Source organism: Ktedonobacter sp. SOSP1-85, from assembly GCF_016587415.1.
Lineage (GTDB): Bacteria > Chloroflexota > Ktedonobacteria > Ktedonobacterales > Ktedonobacteraceae > Ktedonobacter.
Map to the genome: position 1 here is coordinate 646435 of NZ_BNJI01000002.1, position 21655 is coordinate 668089.

General features: G+C 55.8%; 18 protein-coding genes. 1 reads left to right on the top strand and 17 read right to left on the bottom strand.

Annotated elements, in window-relative coordinates; all coding sequences use genetic code 11:
• Nucleotides 1–80 precede the first annotated feature (80 nt).
• The 4 genes from KTE_RS31080 to KTE_RS31095 form a co-directional block, all read right to left on the bottom strand.
• Nucleotides 81–902 (bottom strand): alpha/beta fold hydrolase, encoded by an 822-nt coding sequence (locus tag KTE_RS31080; RefSeq protein WP_201388384.1) that lies wholly within the window; start codon nucleotides 900–902, stop codon nucleotides 81–83.
• Nucleotides 903–922: 20 nt separating this feature from the next.
• Nucleotides 923–2161, bottom strand: a complete 1239-nt coding sequence (locus KTE_RS31085) for a hypothetical protein (RefSeq protein WP_201388386.1) — start codon at nucleotides 2159–2161, stop codon at nucleotides 923–925.
• A 467-nt stretch (nucleotides 2162–2628) separates the two neighbouring features.
• Nucleotides 2629–3471, bottom strand: coding sequence for a PrsW family intramembrane metalloprotease (locus tag KTE_RS31090; RefSeq protein WP_201388388.1), 843 nt, complete (start codon nucleotides 3469–3471; stop codon nucleotides 2629–2631).
• 13 nt (nucleotides 3472–3484) lie between these two features.
• Nucleotides 3485–4093 (bottom strand): hypothetical protein, encoded by a 609-nt coding sequence (locus KTE_RS31095; protein WP_201388390.1) that lies wholly within the window; start codon nucleotides 4091–4093, stop codon nucleotides 3485–3487.
• A gap of 573 nt (nucleotides 4094–4666) precedes the next feature.
• Here KTE_RS31095 and KTE_RS31100 point away from each other — a divergent pair.
• Nucleotides 4667–5824, top strand: a complete 1158-nt coding sequence (locus KTE_RS31100; protein WP_201388392.1) for an RNA polymerase sigma factor RpoD/SigA — start codon at nucleotides 4667–4669, stop codon at nucleotides 5822–5824.
• 73 nt (nucleotides 5825–5897) lie between these two features.
• Here KTE_RS31100 and KTE_RS31105 read toward each other — a convergent pair whose 3' ends face one another.
• From KTE_RS31105 to KTE_RS31165, 13 genes are all read right to left on the bottom strand, one after another.
• Nucleotides 5898–7325 (bottom strand): DUF4129 domain-containing protein, encoded by a 1428-nt coding sequence (locus KTE_RS31105; RefSeq protein ID WP_201388394.1) that lies wholly within the window; start codon nucleotides 7323–7325, stop codon nucleotides 5898–5900.
• On the bottom strand, nucleotides 7249–8664 hold the full coding sequence (locus KTE_RS31110) for a DUF58 domain-containing protein (protein ID WP_201388396.1): 1416 nt from the start codon (nucleotides 8662–8664) through the stop codon (nucleotides 7249–7251). The genes KTE_RS31105 and KTE_RS31110 overlap by 77 nt, the downstream gene beginning before the upstream one ends.
• Before the next feature lie 7 nt (nucleotides 8665–8671).
• Entirely contained in the window at nucleotides 8672–9664 is a 993-nt protein-coding gene (locus KTE_RS31115; protein WP_201388398.1) for a MoxR family ATPase, read from the bottom strand.
• 84 nt (nucleotides 9665–9748) lie between these two features.
• Nucleotides 9749–10636 (bottom strand): radical SAM protein, encoded by an 888-nt coding sequence (locus tag KTE_RS31120; RefSeq protein ID WP_201388400.1) that lies wholly within the window; start codon nucleotides 10634–10636, stop codon nucleotides 9749–9751.
• 114 nt (nucleotides 10637–10750) lie between these two features.
• Nucleotides 10751–11980 (bottom strand): cytochrome P450, encoded by a 1230-nt coding sequence (locus KTE_RS31125; protein ID WP_201391040.1) that lies wholly within the window; start codon nucleotides 11978–11980, stop codon nucleotides 10751–10753.
• Nucleotides 11981–12116: 136 nt separating this feature from the next.
• On the bottom strand, nucleotides 12117–13427 hold the full coding sequence (locus KTE_RS31130) for an NAD(P)/FAD-dependent oxidoreductase (RefSeq protein WP_201388402.1): 1311 nt from the start codon (nucleotides 13425–13427) through the stop codon (nucleotides 12117–12119).
• A 1-nt stretch (nucleotide 13428) separates the two neighbouring features.
• Entirely contained in the window at nucleotides 13429–13683 is a 255-nt protein-coding gene (locus KTE_RS31135) for a ferredoxin (protein WP_201388404.1), read from the bottom strand.
• Nucleotides 13684–14286, bottom strand: coding sequence for a TetR/AcrR family transcriptional regulator (locus KTE_RS31140; protein ID WP_201388406.1), 603 nt, complete (start codon nucleotides 14284–14286; stop codon nucleotides 13684–13686).
• Between the two features lie 178 nt (nucleotides 14287–14464).
• Nucleotides 14465–16060, bottom strand: coding sequence for an FAD-binding oxidoreductase (locus tag KTE_RS31145; RefSeq protein WP_201388408.1), 1596 nt, complete (start codon nucleotides 16058–16060; stop codon nucleotides 14465–14467).
• 557 nt (nucleotides 16061–16617) lie between these two features.
• On the bottom strand, nucleotides 16618–17646 hold the full coding sequence (gene rhaS / locus KTE_RS31150) for a rhamnose ABC transporter substrate-binding protein (protein WP_201373413.1): 1029 nt from the start codon (nucleotides 17644–17646) through the stop codon (nucleotides 16618–16620).
• Between the two features lie 40 nt (nucleotides 17647–17686).
• The gene (locus tag KTE_RS31155; protein ID WP_201388410.1) at nucleotides 17687–18700 is read right to left on the bottom strand and encodes an ABC transporter permease; all 1014 of its coding nucleotides are present in this window, start codon (nucleotides 18698–18700) and stop codon (nucleotides 17687–17689) included.
• Nucleotides 18697–19737, bottom strand: a complete 1041-nt coding sequence (locus tag KTE_RS31160; protein ID WP_201388412.1) for an ABC transporter permease — start codon at nucleotides 19735–19737, stop codon at nucleotides 18697–18699. Before KTE_RS31160 ends, KTE_RS31155 begins: the two co-directional genes overlap by 4 nt.
• Entirely contained in the window at nucleotides 19734–21236 is a 1503-nt protein-coding gene (locus KTE_RS31165) for a sugar ABC transporter ATP-binding protein (protein WP_201388414.1), read from the bottom strand. Before KTE_RS31165 ends, KTE_RS31160 begins: the two co-directional genes overlap by 4 nt.
• Between the last annotated feature and the right edge of the window lie 419 nt (nucleotides 21237–21655).

The window sequence follows — 21655 nt, forward strand, 5'->3', positions numbered from 1 at the left end:
TTGTTCTCGGCGAGAGAAGTCCATGCAAGCATGGACCCTACAGGTTGTGAATCACATCACTATACTGGTACACGAATTGGCTAGCGGATATGGTCCAGGTTGCGCAGAAACGCTTCGGCTTCCTGCCGCCAGATCTGAGGTTGACTCAGGTGAAGATCATGGTCCGCGCCCGCGATCTGGACATAGCGTGCATGAGGGAGTTGTTGAGCCATGGCGCGTAGCTTCTCTTGCGGAAGGAAGCTCTTTTCACCACCCACAAGCAGAGTCGGGCATTGGATGCGCAGCCACTCATCCGTATAATCGTGTACCCCCTGGTCGGCCACTGAACTGATCATATCCTCGAAGTGGAACTGGGGCCAGAAGCCATCACTGCGCTCCTCAAGGATCTCCAGCAAGGTCTGAGCATAGAGAGTGTCACCTCCAAAGTATGCCCTGGCATCGGCAAGGGAGGGGAAGGGGAGGGGCCACCTATGCAGCCACTTACGGATTACCTCTTGCACATCAGGATTATCGGGATTGGGGCTGACCGTGGCTTCAACTACAATCAAGCCACGCACAAGATCTGGTCGACGCGAGGCCACGAGATAGGCATTCTGCCCGCCCATAGATTGCCCGATGAGCAATACTGGCTGAATCTGGAGCTGTTCAATAACGTTTATCACATCATCGACATAGGCATCACGTGAGTAGTCGCTTAAGCCCTTGTCGCTCATGCCATGCCCGCGCTGATCCAGAGCGTAGACGTGATAGTGCTCTCGTAGCCAGCTCGCGCTCTCCCGCCATTCCAGCCCCCGTCCCGCGAGACCATGCAGAAGCAGTACCGGCGGACCATCCCCGCCAAAATCCACACAACAGAGGCGTACTCCTCCAACCATCAGGTAGCGCCGCATTTTTGTATTCATCTATGCCTCTTCCCTTGACCCTATGCCTCTTCCTTGACGCGTTTGAGCCATTTGGTGGCAGTGCTGCGAGCGCACCTCAGCTCATCAACGATATCCGTCACTTTCAGATCAGGATTCTCCTGGTACATGTCCGCGATAAGCTTGCCGTAATCTGGCGTAAATGGTTGAGCGCCACGAAACTTGAAATCAATTGCGCTCAAAGCCTCTGTTGTGCGCCCTGGCTCATCTTCAAAGAGGTTCTGCTCGTTTAGGGAGGGGTGCGACTCGCTTGCGGCCTCGTCTTCGGCCTTGCCAGCGGGCAGGGCAGGCAACTCCGCAGAGGGGAGGGCAACAGTGGCGACGGTCCGCTCAATTGTCTCGCGCACCAGTTCAACGGTGACCTGGGAGAAGCGATTGAGCATCTCGTTGTTCATGGCCTGCATGGCCGCCAGGTTCTGCGCGTTCATCTCCTGCATGGCCTGAACCACCTGTGTGAGCTCGCCAGTCTGCACGTTTTGCGCTGGCTGGACGCTCTCTACCTGTGTCTCCACCTCGCTGATCTGCGCCTGCTGCTTCTCAAGCTGCTGCTGCCGATTTCCCACCGCGATCTGCATCCGCCAGCGCTCCATCGTGCGATCAATAGCCATCAGGATCAGCAGGCAGGTCGCCAGGGCCGCGCGTTCATAGACAAAACTGGTTGAGTTGATGCCCAGCATTTGCATGGCTTGCGCTATGGTTCCCGGCACATCGCGATGTTGTGTAAAGACAGCCCCAATGACAATTGAGACATAAGCGAGGAAGGCCAGGAAAACAATATTAAAGGTCACAAGCACCCATTTGCCCACCGGGTGCCCAACCATACGCGCCAGGTCGGGAACGCGCCCGATCACCAACAGGATCTGGAAGTCAACGCCCAGGCCCATGATGAGAAGCCAGATATAGAAGAGGAAAGGTACATGGCCCAGGACCTCACCATTTGAGAGCACATCCATAAAGCCCAGGACCGAAGCGATTGCCAGCAGATACCCGAGCACCAGGTTGATAATTTTGTCGGCACGATGCGTCCATTCAATGGCCTGCTCATAGAAGCTTCCAGGCTCCGTCCGTGTCACATCAAACGCGTTGAGGGATGCCGCCTGGTCTTTCCTGGCTGTCTTAGCTAGCTGCCTGGCAAGTCTGGCCGCCTCGCGTTCCTCTCTACGCCTCGCCCAACCGCTCTTACCCATGCTAGAAGATGCCTGCGGTTCCTGCTGCGAATTCTGCTCTATAGCTTGCTGCATACGCAATGAATCCTTTCAATATATAACTCCGCTGGAAACGTGCCCCCCCTCGGTAGGGACCAGCGTTAGCGCGTCCGAAGGCGATTGATCGCCTGTGGGCGCAGCCCAAAACGTCCCATTGCACTATGGCGGTCGCTGGAATGTCTGTTGCCCGCTACAAGGCTTTGGCTTGCGCCGCACTGCCATGAATGGCATTTGGACGCGCTAAAGCGGGTCCCTACCACAGCGCACACACAGCTTCGGCAGAGTCACGTTCTCATAGCTTTTAATAGATAAATATACAAAATATACAAAGTCCACCTGGCCTATCGCTTAAAAATTTTGGTTAATGATCAGGCCAGCAAGTCATTACACTACAGTTTCCTATTATACACAGCATGGCAACAAACACCGCTCTTCCATTGAGATATGAGGTGAGGATGTGGTTTGCGGATCGCAAACCACATCCTCACCTCATATCATCTTCTTTACTTCTGCTCGGGCAGGCGTTCTTTCTCGGCGTGCTTGTAGACGACTACGAGTGCGCCGATGCCGAGGATGCTGATAATGAGGGTCGCGACCGAGATGGGGAAACCTGGGGGAACCACGAAGTAGAGCGAATGGGGCAGGCCATCCCAGGCTCCATGCAGCACCACGACGAAGGCAAAGACCAGGATGACGGGAATTGTGATACGAAAACGATGGGGCGCGCTCTCGTGGAAGAGGACGGCGCTCAGGATGGCGGTCCATGTGCCATGCCCAAAGGGAGCGATCAGGCCACGCAGGATCGTCTCTACGATAGACGCGCTAAAATGGCCCTTACTGTAGATAAAGGCATTGAAGGCATAGCCCGTGCTCTCCAGGGCCGCGAAGCCCATGCCCACAGCCGCGCCGAGCAGCAAGCCGTCAATGGGTGAGTCGTGGCGCATCTTACGCGCGAGGAAGATCACAGCCAGGATTTTACATCCCTCTTCAATGAGGCCAATCAATAAGCCACTACGAAATGAGAGCTCCTGGTCAGGGCTGGTCTGTGGTGGAAGCAATAGCGCCTCAAGTATCGACGCGCCCAGCACCCCAAGCACGCCACCCAGGCAGAAGCTTTTGGCAATTTGCTCTGGCGAAAGCGATGTGATGTGCTGATGATCGTACAGGAAAGCGACAAAGACGACCGGAATGAGAAAGTTACCGATCACGATCACGGTGGGATAAAGGTTTGAGTTACTCGTCAAGGCCATAACTACCACGGTTAAAACGAATAGTAGAAAACCGAGAAAAAAGACCTGAAGCCAGCTACGCGATGGGCGACGAGGCGCCTGCCAGGTGCCTGACATAGATCACATCCTTTCATAGCCATGCCTCTTTTACAGGCACATCTTTTAGCGTGTTGCTCCCAGGAGCCTGCACTTTTGCCATCCAGACCTTTCCTGTTTGCGGAAGACCAATCACGACTGAGCCATCGGAGCAGCCATAATCGATGCGCTGATTATTTACCAGGCCAGTGGCACCGGTGAGGAAGGAGCAGAATGAGCCATTGGCAAGCACAAGCAGCCAGGCCTGAGTGCCTTGTCCCTTATAGGCTTCCGCCCGAGGCGGAGGCTGATTCAGGTTTACCCGAATGCCTTTCTGCCCCGTAGCGGGATTGGGATTGCAAATGACCAGGCTTCCAGACTTGGACGCGACTGGTTCAAAGCATGGATCATAGATGATATTGCCGGTAGCACACCGCCAGGCATCACTGCGCGAGGCAGCCAGCGATCCAATCCAACAATAACCCGAGGCGGTGGCCTGTACTGTTGAGGAGGGATAAAAGTAGGTCACGAGTGTCGGCTCAACACGCGCTACCGCCCTGGCAAGAGGCGTATACCCACCGAAGGAGAGTGCCCCCAGCAAAAGGGCCAGGCAGAGCACAACCAGGGCCTTTCCTGAAGAAAGCCAGCGCTTACCTTGTATCATCAATCCTCCACTTCTTTCAAACAGGTGTGTTCACCACATCCAGGGGAGGTGCAGGAGGGTCTCCCTCCTGCCGGGGCGTGGGGTGTCCCCACACATTCCCCCAACTTACCATTCTCTAACCAAGCAAACATCTATCTCTAATAAAGCATAAACACATGGAAAAATAAGTACTAAGGTAACGCTAAAGGAATAAAAATTGAAGTTCATAGTATAATATATAGGAGAAAACTTACCCATCGGCGGAGAGAGGGCGTCATTGTTGTCTAGAGGTGGAATAAATTTAACCCCACAGGTGTTTTCTACTATGCAAATGCTAAAAGCACCTATCCTTCCACCTGCTTATGCTACAGACATTTAGAAATTGTGTCGAAATTGTATCGCGCCCGACCTGTCTTCCTGGTACGGGGGTGCACTTACGAACGATATGTACTTAAGGACTCCGCTATTCCTGCCGATATTTAGATGAAGACCGACCAACCTATAATCAATAGCTAAACCGTAATACATTGAGCGAAAAGCACGCGCACACATTGCCTTATTTTATTGTGCGTTTATCAATATGGAGACCCGCCTATGGCAATGTTACTTCAAGATCATGAGAAGAATATGACACGTTTACTCCCTCTTCAGGAGTCTCCTTTTACGACGAAACCAGGTGAGGAGGAGCACGATTTCGACCTGGACGAGGCCGAACTCCTTCACGAGGAGGACGCTTTGGATGAGGACGAAGAACAGGAAGAGGCTGAAGACACAACAGAGGAGCCTCTGCAAGAGGAAGAGCCTGTTCCTACATATACAGCGAAGTCCAGTCATCCCGCCGCCCTTATAGAGGCCGCGGGCGAACCTGGAGATACCCTTGAGACTTACCTGCGCGAGATGGGTCGCGTTCCCCTGCTGACCGGCGAACAAGAGGTGCAGCTGGCACAGCAGATCGAGCGCGGCAAGCTGGAGCAGGAGCGCGCACGCCTACTCAAGGTCCCACCAGAGCACGCGATCATGGACGCGGCCCAGAATGCGCGCGACCGCCTGACTGAAGCCAACTTGCGCCTGGTCGTAAGCATTGCGCGCAAGTACATGGGACGTGGCATGGCCCTGGCAGACCTCATTCAAGAGGGGAACGCGGGCCTGATGCTCGCCGTCGAGAAGTTCGACTACACCCGGGGCTATAAGTTCAGCACTTACGCCACCTGGTGGATTCGCCAGGCCATCAATCGCGCCATCGCGAACCAGGCCCGCACCATCCGCCTGCCGGTCCACTTTCACGAGGCCGTCAACCGCCTGCACCGCACCAGCTCTCAGCTCTTTCAGGAACTGGGACGCGAGCCAAGTGCCGAGGAGATCGCGGAGCGCATGCATATCAGCATAGATACCGTCTACGATATCCTGGAGGCAGGCAAGCAGCCCATCAGCCTGGAGTCGCCTGTTGGTGACGATGGAGATAGCTCCCTGGGCGACTTCGTCGAGGACCAGGTCACAGCCTCGCCAGCCGACATCACTACGCGCAACATCCTCAGGGAGCAGATCGCGCATGTGCTCGACGAGCTGAACGAGCGCGAGCGCCACATCATCCAGTACCACTTTGGCTTTCTGGATGGCAAAGAGCACACCCTGGCCGAGATCGGCGAGAACCTGCATCTCTCCCGCGAACGCGTACGCCAGATCGAAGCCAAAGCGCTCCGCAAGCTACGCCAATCCTACAGCAGCCGTCAGCTCAAGGACTTCTTGAACTAAAGAGACAAGCACGAGCAAGGGCGGCCAGGTACCATTATGCGTATCTGGCCGCCCTTGCTCGCTCTATTCTCCGCTACTTTACCAGGCGTCGCAGCAATGATGGCAGCCATTGGCGTAGGTAGTCCCGGCGTTCAGGGGTTAGCGGCTTCGCGCCATAGCGCTCGCGGGTATAGTCCTGGGTTAAGGCCGCAAGAATCTCCTGATCCGCTGGCGTTTGCTGCTCCTCCGCTTCAGGCAAGACCTGAGTGAGAGTCAACAGGCGGGCCTGATATTCAGCGGGCGTCTCGTCAGCACGGCGTGGCAGCCCTTGCGTCGCCATGGCTGTGAGGAGTTCACGGTAGCGCGCACGCGCGGATGAGGGATCTAGCGCCTCAAGCTTGGTCCGCTGATTGCGCTCCTTCCGCCGCTCTTTTTGAATTTTCTCCTTATCGAGATTTTCGCGCACCTCGTTTCCTTCCCCTGCATTTGTCTCGTGCACCCTCCTTTTGAGTATGACCAGCATAAGTATGACAACCAGGAGAATGCCACAGACAAATCCGATCAGGGTAAGAGGCAAGGCAAGAGTAGTTGGCGGAGGGGTATGCAATACCGGGATGGAAGATGGTGGCTGAAGTTGGCGTTTGGATAGGTCTGGTAGAGATGGCCCCTGTGAAGCCTTCCCAAAATTGAGCAGGCTAAAGAGATAAGCCAGTAGGCTCAGAAGCGAGATAAACAGGCCCAGAATTACATTGACCACGCTGGCTAACACCTCGGGCGGAAGGGCTTCAAAGGCAATACCGCCAATAATCACGGCCACCCAGGTGAGCGCCAGACCCGTAATCCACCTTCCTGTCTTAAAACTGCCTGGACCCTTGCTCTGCCGTGCTTGCTCTTGCTTAAGGATGCTGAGACGTTTAAATGAGAGAGCCAGCAGGCCTGAGAGGAAGAAAATGGGGAGATCGGTCATCAAAGTGCGGTTCAGGTCCGGAGAGCCCATGGACTGTTCGGCGAGCGCAAAAACCATTACACCGAGCAGGAGCAGGAAGCCAAACTTTAAGCCACACACAAGCTGATTCGTCTCCTCGTCGGGCCGCGTACGGGAATAACTGCGGTACCAGACCACGGCGGTCAGGAACAGCATGATCGTCCAACCGCCCGAGTCTTCGGCAAAAGCGGGATTCGTCCACAGCAAAAACGCAAAGACGACCAGTACGCTCAGTATATGCATGAGCTGAATACGTATTCTTGATGCATTGGCTGCTGCAGCTTTTGTACGTCGCCACAGCATCCACCAGTGCAGACCAAGCAATACGAGTGCCACACTGGCAACGTTAAGCTCAAGTTGAGCGTTGGAAGCAAAGAAAATCTTCTCGACCAGGACCTGGAACGCCAGGGCGATGGGCAGCGCCTCCATGATGGCTGAAGCAACAGGGATTGCAAGAACCTCAATCCAATTGGAGGTGAACTGCGCTCCTACCGACGAGCGTTCCCTGCGCATCGTTGATCGCGTGGGTAACTTCATGCCATTTCTCCTTTCCCCCAGGATAGTAGCAGGAAAAATCCTCAATTCCTGGAAGCTCTCGTCGTTCCTCTGGTTCCCCGACCAACACGAGATGGACCGCGCACTCATGCCTCTGCTGTTCCTGAAGCAGTTCAAGCGTGTCTTCACTGAGCGTTTGGGTAGCGCTGATCAGCAGGATAGTGGTACCCCGCGCAAACATTTCATACCCATTTTCAAGCACATACTCCATAGGCATGTGCTGATCAGGGATCAAACATGCAAGCATAGTCAAGAGATCCTCAGCTTGCTCATAGTTCAGGCCAAAGGGAACGCTCACCCCTGGCACAGAGTAGTCTACCGCGTTGGACATACCTGCCGTCCCTGCATCTCCTTCCTGGTCAGTATTGACTACAGAGCTGAGTGCATGGCTGGGCGTTGCCAGCGCACAGTTGGCGAGCAGGCCTACCTTATACCCCTCTTCAAGTCCCCACATCGCCAATGAGGCGGCCATTGAGATACAAAACTCCTGAAGAGCGCTATCGGGTCCCTGGAGTTGAGGCGAATAGGCGCGGGTATCCAGCAAGAGTAAGAGCTGGCGCCGGGTAGTCGACTCGTAGATTCTGCTGCATAGCTCACCTATGCGCGCGGTCGCTTTCCAATCGATGCGGCGCAAATCGTCGCCCGGCTGATAGGCGCGAATACCGGCAAACCAGAGCGGATCTTCAAGCAGTTGACGTGGCCCGATATAGTCGCCCATCAGGAACTTTGAAGGGAGGCCCAGGCTCTCCAGCGGGGCGATCAGCGGATAGACCACTACTTCTTCGCTGGCAGGCAGAAGAAGCTCGCGTTCCAGCCAACCCAGGGGATCACTGCAGCGCAGCTTGAGCGGCCCAAAAATATGGCAACCGCGCACATAAGCGCTCATCGTAAAACGCTGCGTCACACGTTGGTAGGACCATAGCAGCCATGAACTGGTGAACGTTTCGCGCGGGGCTACCTGGAGCCTTGTCTCTGCCTGCTTCAAGACCACAAGTGGGGGAGAAATAGTATTATCCATCTGCACCCAGGGGAGGGGCAACCACTTGCGATTCTCGATGCTCATCGTCAGCGTGACTTGTTCCCCCAGGAAAAGCTTCTTCCGGTCTACACGCTGGCGGACAAGCAGGTGCCTCAGCGCGTAGCGAAAGTAGAGATCCGGGACAATCGCGATCACGAGCGTGAAAACGCCCGCTTGCAGTGGAAGCGGCTGACGGCTGAGCCCGCTCACAACAAAAAGAATGCAGGCCACAAGATACCAGGAGCGGCGCTGTTTAAGGATCTCCCGATAGAAATTAGCTTCGTAAGCGTCCTGTATGTTCATTGCCTGGCTACCTCGGGGCAAGCACCGAAGGAATTTCCTCGGTGGGAACAGGTGTTGTCTGGATGATCTCAGCAATAATTTCCGCGTTGCGCCTGCCACGCATACGGTTACGATGCGTGGTCATGAGACGGTGGCCCAGGACAAAGGGAGCCAGGTACTTAACATCGTCCGGCACGACAAAATCGCGCCCCTGGATCGCGGCATAGGCTTCGCAGGCACGATAGAGCGCCAGCGTGCCGCGTGGACTCACGCCCAACTGGATGTCCTTGTGCGAGCGCGTACTACGGACCAGCGCCAGGAGATAGCGCTCAACGACGGGTTGCCACTGCACCTGGCGAATGGCCTGTTGCAAAGCAAGAAACTCCTCCCCGCTCACCACGGCCTGTAACGTGTCCAGTGGCTCCTCCTGCTTAAAGCGATGGAGAATGGCCTGTTCTTCCTCCTCACTGGGATAGCCCATCTGAACCCACAGGAAGAAGCGGTCAAGCTGCGCTTCTGGCAGCGGAAAGGTTCCCTCAAGCTCGACCGGATTCTGCGTCGCAATGACCAAAAATGGCTGGGGGAGACGTCTGCTCTCGCGCTCAACTGTGACCTGGCGTTCGGCCATCGCCTCAAGGAGAGCCGCCTGGGTGCGTGGGGTCGTACGGTTAATTTCGTCTACCAGGAGGATTTGTGAGAAGAGTGGTCCCGCACGAAAAGTAAACTCGTTCTGCTTCTGGTCAAAATAGCTGACACCAATAATGTCAGTTGGGAGCAAATCAGGTGTTCCCTGGATACGCTGGAAAGCCGCATTGAGCGAACGCGCCAGCGATTTTGCCAGGACCGTTTTCCCCATGCCGGGTACATCTTCAAGGAGCACATGTCCATTGCTGAGCAGCGCGACAAGCAAAAGATCAACGATCTCTGATTTACCAACAATAACACGCGCAATGTTCTCGCGGATCAACGCAGCATACTGCCGGGTAGAACTCAAGGAAGGGGTCAGCGAATCATTCGCCATCGATGGGTACCTCCAAAAATACTCGCTTCTGGGTCCATAACCAATAATAACTATCTGCTATAATTTTTATAGCTGTTTACAATCTCACCTGTCAAGGTAGAAACTGCGCAGCTCCCACGGCGCGATACCGCAGAAGCCAGCGTTGCTCCAGCCGAGCTCTATCTCACGCTCCCCTGCTCGCTCACTTAGATATGTGTAGAGCTGGTGGGCCGCGCTCGTCTCAGACCAGCTGGACTCCACATGGGCAAAGGGGCTATGCGCGGTACGCCTGCCTCCAGAGCCGTCTCCATCTACGACGGTATCTACGATGACGCGCCGCGCTTCGCTGGTGAGCAGGCGCTCACCAAACTGTTCTACACTGGAATAGGGGAGGCAGGGGCTGACGGTGATCTGGGTAGGCACACCATGCTGACTCGCCTCCCACACAAGCTCCCAACGCTTCTCCAGCGCGGGACCTCCTCTTAGCTGCTTTAAATACGCCTGGTCGTCTGTCTCGATGGTGACGGAGAGCCAGGCATAGGGGATACGCGTTAGCAGGGGCAGGTCACGCTCCGCCAGGGGCGAACGCGTCTGAATTACCAGCAGGTCCAGGTCGGGGAAGTCCGCGAAGACCTCCAGGCATTGGCGCGTTACCTCATATGTCCGCTCAAGTGGCTGGTAGGGATCGGTGGTGCTGCTCATAAAGATGCGCAGGCGCCTGCGCGCATCGGGCGACATACGCTTGAGTTCTCGCTCCAGCAAGGTGGCGGCGTTCGTCTTTACCTGTACCGCGTCGCCCCATGCCGCTCCGTTGCTACCAAAAGACCAGTTGGGCAGGAATTGGGCATAGCAGTACATGCCACAGGTGGTTCGGCCGAAGCCACACCCCACATAGGCCGAGAGGGCATGCGTGAAGGGGTATGGTCCGCCCGCCAGGAAGCCCTTGCGCTGCGGCGTCAGGATGCTCTTCGCCTCCTTCAAGGTTGTTTCCATCGCGTCCTCACATGTTAAAAGAAACACATTCTTTATAGCATACCATAGTCATTCTGATAAAAAATGTGGTATGAAAACGCCTCTGGCGTTTTCATACCACATTTTTTATCAGAATTATGTCTTCACACCATCGATGTCAATCGGTAGGTGGCGGGGGCCACGCAGGACGGCATTCTGGCGATAGGGAGGCGGATCAAGCACGAGGCGGGGATTGATGACGCGTCCGAACAGGATATTGAGCGCGATCTGGACCTCGAGGCGCGCCAGGGGTGCACCAAAGCAGTAGTGGATGCCACTGCCAAAGCCCAGGTGCTGGTTATCTTCGCGGTCAGGAACGAAGCGCTCGGGGTCAGGGAAGCGCTCGGGATCGCGGCTGCCAGCGGCCAGCATGAGATAGACGGGCGAGCCTTTAGGAATCGTTACCCCATCGACTGTTATGTCAGCAATAGCAGTACGCTGCGAGTTAAACTGCACGGGTGGCTCATAGCGCAGCAGCTCTTCCACTAGCGACACAGCCAGCTCAGGCTCTTTGCGCAGGCGCTCAAGCACATCGGGGTAGCGCAAGAGGGTCAGCACACCGTTAGTCAACAAGTTGACGGTGGTCTCATGACCAGCGATCAGTAGCAGAACCGAGGTTGTTACGAGATCCATGGGTGTGAGCTGACCCTCAGGTCCGTCATCGTTGATAAGCCGGGAGAGCATGTCCTCGCCTGGCTGCTTGCGCCGGGCATCTATCAGCTCGCTCATGTACTGGCCGATCTCTTTTAAAGCCTCCTGGACATTCATAGGCCCATCATGCCCGCTCGCCTTGGGCTGCGGATCAAGCGAGGCCACGATAGCTTCCGCCCAAACATGGAAGCGGGCCTCGTCCTCCTGGGGTACGCCAAGCAGCTTGCAGATTACCGTCACGGGGAAGGGATAGGCGAAGTCATCGACGATATCGATGCGCGTTTTGCCCTCAAAGCCATCAATCAGGCCATTTACGATCTGCACTAGCTCACCTTTCATGTTATCGATCATATCTGGCGTATGCGGCGGACCAAACTGGCGCGATACCATACGGCGCAGGCGATCATGATCGGGTGGGTCCAAGCGCAGGAAGGGAACGGGATAGGGATTGGCCAGCGCCGTCTTGGCCTTGGGATCTTCCGGTGAACGCTTGCGCACATCCGAACTCAGGCGTGGATCATGCAGCAGCGCGGTGATCAAACGATAGCTACTGACGAGATAGCTCCCATCCGGTTCGCGTAGGACAGGCGTCTTACGCAATTCAGCATAGAGTGGATAGGGATTAGCACGATTGGCATAGTCATTTATCTGCTGAAACAAGCTTGCTTCTGTTATCATCTTTTCTCTGTCTTTCTATTTACCTAATCACATGACTTCTCGCGCCTGCGGCGCTCGCCTGGGGTATGAGGGTGTGATATGTGCTGGCAGCCTGTGGCTGCCAGCACATATCACACCCTCATACCCCAGAATTCTATACAAGCACATGCGGAAAGCGGGCAGGTACCGGCTGGAGCGTGGTAGGTATGTCGAAGGAGGGCGACTCTGGCGGGAAGGGCGCGGCGGCCGCGATCTGCTTCTCATAAAATGGGAGCCATCTTCCATGATCAAAGCTGACCGCCGCCACCGCCCGGCCCTGGTAACCGTAGACAGCCACGAACTGGCGCTTCTCTACTGACCCCTGCATGATTACTACTTCGTCGGCGAATGATGGCAGACCCACGCACTTGATATTGACGCCGAATTGCAGGGACCAGAAGGCGGGAATGGTCAGGTAGGGACGACACTCGGCCTGGGAGCTGAGCATATTATGCGCGGCAACCTCAGCCTGGGCTACGGCATTCCCCCAGTGCTCCAGCGCGACAAGCTGATAGCCATACCAGGGATGAGGGAAACGCGCGACATCGCCCGCCACAAAGATATCGTCAGTAACGATACCATTGATGTTGAAAGCCCGGCAACCGGCATCACAGGTTACGCCCATCTTCCCCACAGCCAGCCCTGAATCTTGCAGCCACTCGGTATTGCGGACCGCGCCCAGGGCGACTATCGCCACATCTACATCCAGCGAACTACCATCGGAGAAATGCGCCTCGCGCAGGCGTCCACTCGCGTCTCCCTCCAGTGAGGAAACCATCGTATTGCAGCGCAGGTCTACTCCGCGCTGACGTTGCAGTTGGGCCGCTACAGAACCAATCTCACCGCCCAGCGCGCCGAACAACGGCGACTCTCCCCGCTCTGCGACCGTGACAGATAAACCCAGGTCCATGCAGACCGAGGCGATCTCGGAGCCGGTGAAGCCCGCACCGATGATCAGCACACGGCGCGGCTTCTGGCCCAGGAGCTGGCGTAAGTACTGAGCGTCATCACGTGTGCGCAGGACTGCCACGCCCTTCAACGCTGCCTCGTTGGCCTTGAACCAGGGGCGAGCACGCGTCCCCGTCGCGATCAGCAGGCGATCAAACGCAACTGTTTCACCATTGGCAAGCTGTACCTGCTTATTTGCTATATCCAGCCCGGTCGCGGCCACACCCAACCGCCACTCCACATCATCAAGGGGCTGCAAACGCGGGAGGGTCGTGTGGTCTGCCGGTATCCAGCCACTCAAGACCTGTTTGGAAAGCGGCGGACGGTCATATGGCTCATACGGCTCATCGCCAATCATCGTCAGCTTGCCAATGAAGCCCTCTTTACGCAAGGTCTCGGCGGCTCGCAGACCCGCTAGAGAGGCGCCCACAATCACAATATGGCCATTCTTCTTAAAACTCTCTTCAACCTGCGTCATACTACGCTCCCTCCCTAACGAGCGCCTGCTCTTTCTGCTTGTCCTCATGATGACCTTTTGACCGCTCTACTCTCTCTATTAAAATGGCCTGGACGGGACAAGCAGCGGCAGCCAGCAGAATCTTCTCACGCAGGGCCTCGTCGGGATTGGCATCATACATAAGTGCCTCTTCACCAATAAGCTTGAAGGCCTCTGGCGCGAGGAAGCAGCATTGGGCATATCCCTGGCAACGATTAAGATCAACAACGATTCGCATCTATATTTCCTCCTTTATATCGGGATGGAGCATGTGATAGATCATAAGGGCGGCGGCCTGCACCTCGACCGCCATCTCCTGCTCGCTCTTCTCGTCGAGCATATCCGTTAGGCGCGAAACAATCGCCAGCAGCATCCAGGCGCAGGTCGAGCAGCGAATATCCTCGCGAATGTAGCCCGCCTGGCGCAACTGCTCCAGGTCCCACGTCAAACGCTCGTGCCGGCGCTGCTGATAGGCGCGCTCATGCTGCGCGAACTCAGGATCCAACAGTAAAAGTTCCTGGCGCGCACGCAGCAAACCACTTCTCTGGTAGAGAATTTTCCAGATATAAGCCTCGGTCTCGGGCAGGGTTAGCAAGCGCTGGGGAAGCACAAAAAGGCCGTCATCATCTGCCTCCATCTCCTGACGAAACAGGTCCAGGATCAACTGTTGCTTTGAGGCGAAGTAACTATAAAACACGCCCACGCTTACACCACTCCGCTCCACAATTGCGTCTATAGTCGTCTCGGTATAGCCACGCTCACCAAACAATTCAAGCGCGGCCTGAAGTATTGCGTTATATTTGGCCCGGCTTCTCGCCTGCCGTGGAACTCTCTGACCCATACATAGTGCCTACATCTTTTCGACTACCAAAACAGAAACGTATATATGCGTTCTTGTTTTTCATTGTAGCAAACCCTGATATAGAAAGCAAGCGGCTTGCTATATTATGTAGGGAGCATGAACATGTGGCCTGGGCAATGCCCAGGCCACATGTTCATGCTCCCTACATAATAATTTATTACGCCAGTGGAATACTCTGGGCGAAGTGGAAGAAGTTGCCGGGATCATAGGTGGCCTTGACGCGTTTGAGACGCGCCAGGTTGGAGCCATAGTAGGCCTGCTGCCAGTTGGGCAGGTCGGGATCGATATAGTTCTGGTACGAGGTGCCAGTGGCATAGGAACGCATGGCCTGCCAGGTGGAGCTAAGCCAGGAGCGGTTGGCCGCGACCAGGCTGTCCGAGTCGCCTGGCTCCCAAGTCGCGGTATATTGAGCCGAGAAGAGAGCATTGCGATGCGAGAAGGCCGTGGCATCGCCGGCGACGCGGTTGATCGCTCCGCCATGCGCATCAATGCCAATGCCTCCGCCCGTGAAGTTCCCGTTGGCCTGGCGAGTATTAATCGCGTTGACCAGGGCATTAATGCCCGCTCGCGGAAGCGCGTTGGTGAAGTAGTCGGCCTTGGAGAGATCGATCTCGCGCTGTACCTGGCCCTGAGGCCCCATGCTGGGCAGGCGACACTGCTCCACGCTCTTGCCATAGCAACCAGCCTCGTAGAGCATGGCATCGCGCACGCCAGATTGCCATACATAGCGGCTCGTCGGCCCGATCCCCAGGCGATCAATCAGTTGCTGGAGCTGCGCGTTGGCCGCGCCCTGGTCTCCCACATACACGCCATTTACGCGCACCAGCGGGCCATCTTTAGTCGCTAGCAGCAGACAGTTAGACCAGAGTTCGTCGGGAGCCTGGGGTGCCCAGTTCTGCCAGGCGTTCACGACATCTCCGGCATTGTCCCACGACCAACCCAGCGTAAAGAGCGTCACAGAGGAGAGCTGGTGTACTTTGAAGGTAAAGGAGGTCACAACACCAAAGTTGCCGCCGCCACCGCCACGCAAGGCCCAGAAGAGGTCTGGCTCCTGGCTCTCATTGCAGATAACGACCCGCCCATTGGCCAGCACTACCTGCGCCCCCAGGAGGTTATCAGAGGTCAAACCATACTTCCGACCCAGAACACCAATACCCCCGCCCATAGTTAAACCCGCGATGCCCACTGAGGGGCAGGAGCCGGCGGGAATGATCACCCCCTGATCGGTAAGCGCGGAATAGACATCGATCAGACGTGCGCCTCCGCCAATAGTCGCGGTCCCCGCGCCCGTATCCACATTGACATCGCCCAGCTTCGTCATATCCACAACCAAACCAGTGGTTGTGGAGTAGCCCGCATAGGAATGCCCGCCCGAGCGAGGCGTGAAGGGCAGGTTAAAGCGTCTGGCAAAGTTCAGGCAGGCCTTCACGTCCTCGGGCGAGGCACAATACGCGATGCCGGCTGGCTTGATATTATCAAAGCGCGGATTAAACAACTGGTGCGCGACATCATATTTGCCGTCTCCAGGCCGCACCAGCTCTCCCTTGAGGCGCTTCCCCAGGTTCACCCAATCGGCATCAGTCAGCCTCGGAGGCTTCGTCGGGCTCGCCGTCGCCTTAGGCGTTGCCGTAGCGGCGCTCACAATACCCGAGCCTTCACTCTGGCAGGCCGCCAGCAACGCGGATAAACCGCCCGCACCTAGCGCGAGAAATTTGCGCCGATCCATTTCATCTATATGCTCAAAAATTGTCAATGCGCTATATCCTCATCTATATCAAAGTATTTATATATCAACGCCACTATGTAGCAAATTTTGCTTACACTTTTACCAACGACATCGAGAGTCGATTCATCGCGCTAATTATTCCGGGCAGTGTATGGTGGCACGACGCTGCTAAAGCACGCGTCTACATATCATGTGCTTATATGTAGACGCGTGCTTTAGCAGCGTCGGTCAGAGTACTTCTGCTTTATTATGTGACGGGCAGCCTTAAGAGCAGCCTCTCACGCATCTATATAGCGTTCTATTCTCACTCTAAACCAGCAGTGGTATCCATCTATATAATCGTCAATATCACCCTCAAGAACATAGACGTATTCGCCATACTCGAAGATCACCTGATTCCAACTTTGCTGCAAATCCCAAAAGTCTAACGGATGAAGAAATTGTCTTGAGAGTAATCAATATCTGCACCATCGCGGCATCTTCCAGCTTCTCGCGCAGATTACGAGCCGCGCTACGTACGCGCCTACGCTGCCCAGGCAGAGTGCGAGCGCCCAGCGTAGGCGCGTACGTAAGTAGCGCTTTTACTAGAAATTAAACTTGTCGATGTTGTCCTTGTCGAAGACGGTTGGCGGGCCAAGCAGGACTACGTTGTTCGCGCCAATAGTCTTCTTCCCAAGCTTGCCAGCGTCAAAGCTCTCGCCTTGCTGGCCCTTGATCTTACCCTGTACCAGGGCACTTGCTGCGTAGTAAGCCAGGTAGCCAAGCTGACCGGGATCCCACAGGGCGAAGGAGGGACAGGTGCCATCCTTAACATATTTACGCATCTGGTTAGGCGTCCCCAGACCTGTGATCAGGACCTTTCCACCCTTATTTACGGATTCGACGGCACGCGCAGCGGCGGCGATACCAACAGTCGTCGGTGAGATAATACCCTTGAGATTGGGATAGGCTTGCAGCAGGCCCAGGGTCTCGTTGAAGCTCTTCTGGTCATCATCGTTTCCGTACGCTACCTTTACAAGCTTCATATTCTTATAATCCGGCTTGCTCAGCTCGTCCTTCATAAACTGAATCCAGGTATTCTGATTGGTCGCGGTACTGGCTGCTGAGAGAATCGCGATATCGCCGGTGTAGTTGAGCTGCTTGGCCAACGTCTGCACCTCGATGCGCCCGATATCCTCAGAGTTCGCCTGATTAATAAAGACCTGGCGCGCATCGGGCGCAACGTCCGAGTCATAGCTAACGACCTTGATGCCCTGCTGAATGGCCCGCTTGAGCGAGGGAGCCAGGGCGTTTGGATCGTTCGCGGAGACAACAATAGCGCTCACATGCTGCTGTGTCAACGTGTTAATGTACGTCACCTGCTCCGAAGCACTGGCATTCGATGGGCCGACCTGCTTGAACGTTCCTTTCAGTTCACCCGCCGCGTCTTTGCCACCATTGGCAGCGGTGTCGAAATAGGGATTGTTGATGGCTTTCGGTAAGAACGCGACGTTTAGTGAAGTCCCGTTCCCGCCAGTAGCGCCCGCGTTGCCATCCGACGAACCGCCACAGGCCGCTAGAAGCAACAAAATACCAACCATGAATCCGAGGCCAAGTGTGCGAAACAGCTTCATTGACTGTCCTCCTTCGTGACACACGTTAAGCGTAAAAAAGTTAGTGGCTCGGTGCTACTGGCGCACGTGCGCCAGTAGCACCTTTGAGACGCCTGCGGGTTATGGTAGCCTGGATGCGTTGTGCCAAATTTGGCCCAAGCACTGAGAAGATCAATAACACGCCGATCACAGTGTTCTGGATATCGCCACTGATATTGGCGAGTCCCAGGGCGTTGTGTAGCATCGCTATAATGATGAGCGAGAGGATTACGCCCACCAGACTCCCGCGACCACCGAAGATATTCACACCGCCCAGGAGCACAATTGTCACTACATCCAACTCAAAGCCGACCGCGTTATCGGCCCGCGCGCTCGCGAAACGCGCGGTGAAGAGGATGCCAGCCAGCGCCGCGATGGCTCCTGAGATGACAAAGAGCGTCAGTTTCAGGCGGTCCACGCGAATGCCTGAGAAGCGTGCTGCCTCCTTATTATTGCCAACCGCATAAATGCGGCGCCCAAAGCTGCTCCAATGCAGGATGACCACAAAGACCAACGCGAGCACGATAAAGACCAGCACCGTCCAGGGAATCAAGGTACCTGGAACCACGCCAAAGCCGAAGTTGGTAAAGGCCACGGGAAAATCACTTACGGCCTGATCGCCAAGCACTACATAGGCCAGGCCGCGATACAGCCCCAGTGTACCCAGAGTCACCACCAGCGAGGGCAGACCCAGGCGTGTCACCGCCGCTCCATTGAGCAGGCCCGCGCACGCCCCCAGCACCAGCACCAGCAGCATGCCCAGGCCAATGGGCAATCCTGCGCGTACGCAGACACCCAGGACCACGCTTGCCAGGCCCAGAATCGAGGCCACAGAGAGATCAATCTCGCCCGCTACGATGATGAGCGTCATAGCCAGGGCCATGATGGCCTTCTCCATCACGTCGCTGGCCATCAGCGAAAAGTTAGAGAAGCTCAGGAAGTATGGTGAAAGCGAGCTACCAAGGATCATTACCAGCACTAACAGGACTAGCAACAGGGCCTCCCATGAGCCAACATTTTTCCGTAGCCAGTTCATCTCTGCCTCCGTGCAAGCAATCTGCGCCGTATCCAACGCGTGATAAAGGCGTCCAGGGTAACCGCCGCCAGGATCGCGGCCCCGTCGATAGCCTGGAGCCAGAACTGAGAGAGCTTGAGCAGCGTCAGGGAGTTATCGATGGTTCCCAGAATAATGGCGCCCAGAATGACGCCCAGGATCGTGCCCGAGCCACCAAAGATATTCACGCCTCCTACCACGACCGCCGCGACCACCTGTAACTCCAGCCCCGAAGCGGCACGCGCATCGACCGTGGCAAAACGCGCTCCCCAGAGCACGCCCGCCAGGCCACACAGCAAACCCGAGAGCACAAAAGTGCCGAAGATCAGCCAGTTACTGCGAATGCCGATCAGCGAGGCAGCCTCGGGATTGCTCCCAATGGCGTAAAGCTGGCGACCAGAGCGGCTGTAGCGTAGGAGGAAGGTGAAGATCAGAGCCACGACCACGGCAAAGATGATTAGCGCTGGCACACCCAGAATCTTTGTCGTTGCCAGGGCGAGATAGCTATCCGGCACCTGGTAGGCTGTGACCTCGTTGCCACCTGCCATCATGAAGTCAAGGCCGCGAAAGACGTAGAGCGTGCCCAGGGTAGCGACAATAGCTGGTACACGCCCCCAGCCCACTATCAGGCCGTTCACTGCTCCCAGCGCCAGGCCAACGATACAGCCCAATAAGACTATGAGTACGATATTGGTGCTCGGACTATTCTTGAGTATGTTCGCGGCGATATAAGCCGTCAGACCAACAATGGAGCCAACCGAAAGGTCTACGTTACGCGTGAGCACGACCATGGTTTCGCCAACAGCTACAATAGCCAGGATCGCGATTGAAAGCAGGATCTGCTCCAGGTTGTCCAACCCTAGAAAGCGCGGCACCTGGACACTTACTACAATCACGATCAGCAGCAGAACCGCCAGCAGGCCAAGCTCGCGCATCCGGCTCACCAGGTTCACAAAACGGCTACTACTGGCCCGCACTGGCGCGCGCGGCTTCTCCAGTTTGGTACTTGTTGTGCTCATACAGCCACCTGCCCCGTTGCAGCAAACATAACCTTCTCCTGATTCGCCTCGGCACGTGTGAAGACCTGGCTGACATGCCCCTCGTGCATAACCAGCACGCGATCAGACATCGCCAAAACCTCTGGCAGCTCACTAGAGATCAAAATAATCGCCAATCCGCGTCCCGCAAGTTCCGAAATGATGCGATGCACCTCGGCCTTAGCGCCGATATCAATGCCACGCGTCGGCTCATCAAGAATCAGAATCTCTGGCTCGGTCGCCAGCCACTTGCCAAGGACCACCTTCTGCTGATTGCCGCCCGAGAGAGCTTTGGCCAGTTGATTGAGGCCCGCGGCACGCACATGCAGTTGCTCGGCATAGCTCTTCGCCAGCTCCATCTCTCGGCGTTGATCAACCAGGCCCAGCCTGGAGAGCCGATCGAGTAGCGGCAACGCCACATTCCTGGCGATGCTGAAATCCAGTACCAACCCATGCTGATGCCGATCCTCGGGTACATAGGCAATCCCATGACGCATGGCCGCCTTGGAGGAGGAGATCTTAATCACGCGACCTCGGAGCAGGATCGTGCCGCTATCAGCTCGGTCAATGCCAAAGAGGACGCGTGCGACCTCGGTACGGCCCGCACCCACCAGACCCGCAAAGCCCAGAATCTCGCCACGCCTGAGGGTAAAGCTTACATCGCGGAAGACACCGGCACGCGTGAGATTACGTACTTCGAGTACGACCTCGCCAATCACAGCCTCGCTTTTGGGAAAGAGCGCCCCCAGTTCGCGACCCACCATATGCCGGATCAGGTCTTCTGTGCTCAATTCTCTGGCGGGCGCGGTAACGACATGCTCGCCATCCCGCAGAACCGTCACACGATCCGCCAGTTCTGCGATCTCTTCCAGGCGATGACTGACAAAGAGAATCGCCACCCCCTGCTCGCGCAACTGTCGCACGATCTTGAAAAGCTCCTGCACCTCGTGGGGTGAAAGCGCCGCTGTAGGCTCATCCATCACCAGGACGCGTGTATCCAGTGAGAGCGCCTTGGCGATCTCCACAAGTTGCTGATCCGCGACCGAGAGGCCTTGTACGAGAGTTCGTACGCTCAACTGGACATTAAGCCTATTTAGCAGCTGGTCAACCTCAACGTACATGCGTCGCCAGTCCACGCGTCCAAAGCGGTCACGCGGGTGGCGGCCCATAAAGATATTCTCAGCCACGTCGAGATCGGGAAAGAGGCTTGGTTCCTGGTGGATAACAGCGATACCCAGGGCCTGCGCCTGGGCGGGGTTCCGTAGCTCGATAACTTCTCCATCCATCTTGAGCATACCCATGTCGGGCCGGTAAACGCCAGCAAGCATCTTTACGAGTGTACTCTTGCCTGCTCCGTTCTCTCCGACCAGGGCATGCACCTCCCCTGGATAGAGCGCCAGGTCAACGCCTTTGAGAGCCTGAATCGCTCCAAACTGCCTGGCTACGCCTATGAGTTCAACAATGAGCTCAGAAGGTTTCATACAACCTCCCCTTTGTAAGTAGCCTCAGCCAATTAGAAGTTCGAAGTGTATGTTTTGCAAATAAGGTGAAAGAAAAATGTCCCGACAAACATTGTATTGAAACGTTTCAATAAAACAAGTATAATCAACACACAATAGTTTTGTCAAGGGTAAAGCTGGCATAAATTGCGTTTTATCGTTTTTCACATCAACTATAGACTCTACAATCCTGGCTGTCAGCTTTGCATAATGGCATACTATAGCTGGTGCTATGCTTCTCTTCAGCAGTAAACAAACAGACATTATCAGCATCTTCTGGAGCAGGGGCATCGGGACATCGCCTTTATCAATGGCCCTTTGAGTATGCGCCAATGTATCGACCGTCTTGAAGGGGTTAAGCATGTCCTATTTTATTGCTACGTACAATCCCTATGCAGCCC

Bases quoted from the DNA above. Each gene is read 5' to 3' on its own strand.
- KTE_RS31080 (WP_201388384.1), bottom strand. From the start codon at position 902: ATGAATACAAAAATGCGGCGCTACCTGATGGTTGGAGGAGTACGCCTC.
- KTE_RS31085 (WP_201388386.1), bottom strand. From the start codon at position 2,161: ATGCAGCAAGCTATAGAGCAGAATTCGCAGCAGGAACCGCAGGCATCT.
- KTE_RS31090 (WP_201388388.1), bottom strand. From the start codon at position 3,471: ATGTCAGGCACCTGGCAGGCGCCTCGTCGCCCATCGCGTAGCTGGCTT.
- KTE_RS31095 (WP_201388390.1), bottom strand. From the start codon at position 4,093: ATGATACAAGGTAAGCGCTGGCTTTCTTCAGGAAAGGCCCTGGTTGTG.
- KTE_RS31100 (WP_201388392.1), top strand. From the start codon at position 4,667: ATGGCAATGTTACTTCAAGATCATGAGAAGAATATGACACGTTTACTC.
- KTE_RS31105 (WP_201388394.1), bottom strand. From the start codon at position 7,325: ATGAAGTTACCCACGCGATCAACGATGCGCAGGGAACGCTCGTCGGTA.
- KTE_RS31110 (WP_201388396.1), bottom strand. From the start codon at position 8,664: ATGAACATACAGGACGCTTACGAAGCTAATTTCTATCGGGAGATCCTT.
- KTE_RS31115 (WP_201388398.1), bottom strand. From the start codon at position 9,664: ATGGCGAATGATTCGCTGACCCCTTCCTTGAGTTCTACCCGGCAGTAT.
- KTE_RS31120 (WP_201388400.1), bottom strand. From the start codon at position 10,636: ATGGAAACAACCTTGAAGGAGGCGAAGAGCATCCTGACGCCGCAGCGC.
- KTE_RS31130 (WP_201388402.1), bottom strand. From the start codon at position 13,427: ATGACGCAGGTTGAAGAGAGTTTTAAGAAGAATGGCCATATTGTGATT.
- KTE_RS31135 (WP_201388404.1), bottom strand. From the start codon at position 13,683: ATGCGAATCGTTGTTGATCTTAATCGTTGCCAGGGATATGCCCAATGC.
- KTE_RS31140 (WP_201388406.1), bottom strand. From the start codon at position 14,286: ATGGGTCAGAGAGTTCCACGGCAGGCGAGAAGCCGGGCCAAATATAAC.
- rhaS (WP_201373413.1), bottom strand. From the start codon at position 17,646: ATGAAGCTGTTTCGCACACTTGGCCTCGGATTCATGGTTGGTATTTTG.
- KTE_RS31155 (WP_201388410.1), bottom strand. From the start codon at position 18,700: ATGAACTGGCTACGGAAAAATGTTGGCTCATGGGAGGCCCTGTTGCTA.
- KTE_RS31160 (WP_201388412.1), bottom strand. From the start codon at position 19,737: ATGAGCACAACAAGTACCAAACTGGAGAAGCCGCGCGCGCCAGTGCGG.
- KTE_RS31165 (WP_201388414.1), bottom strand. From the start codon at position 21,236: ATGAAACCTTCTGAGCTCATTGTTGAACTCATAGGCGTAGCCAGGCAG.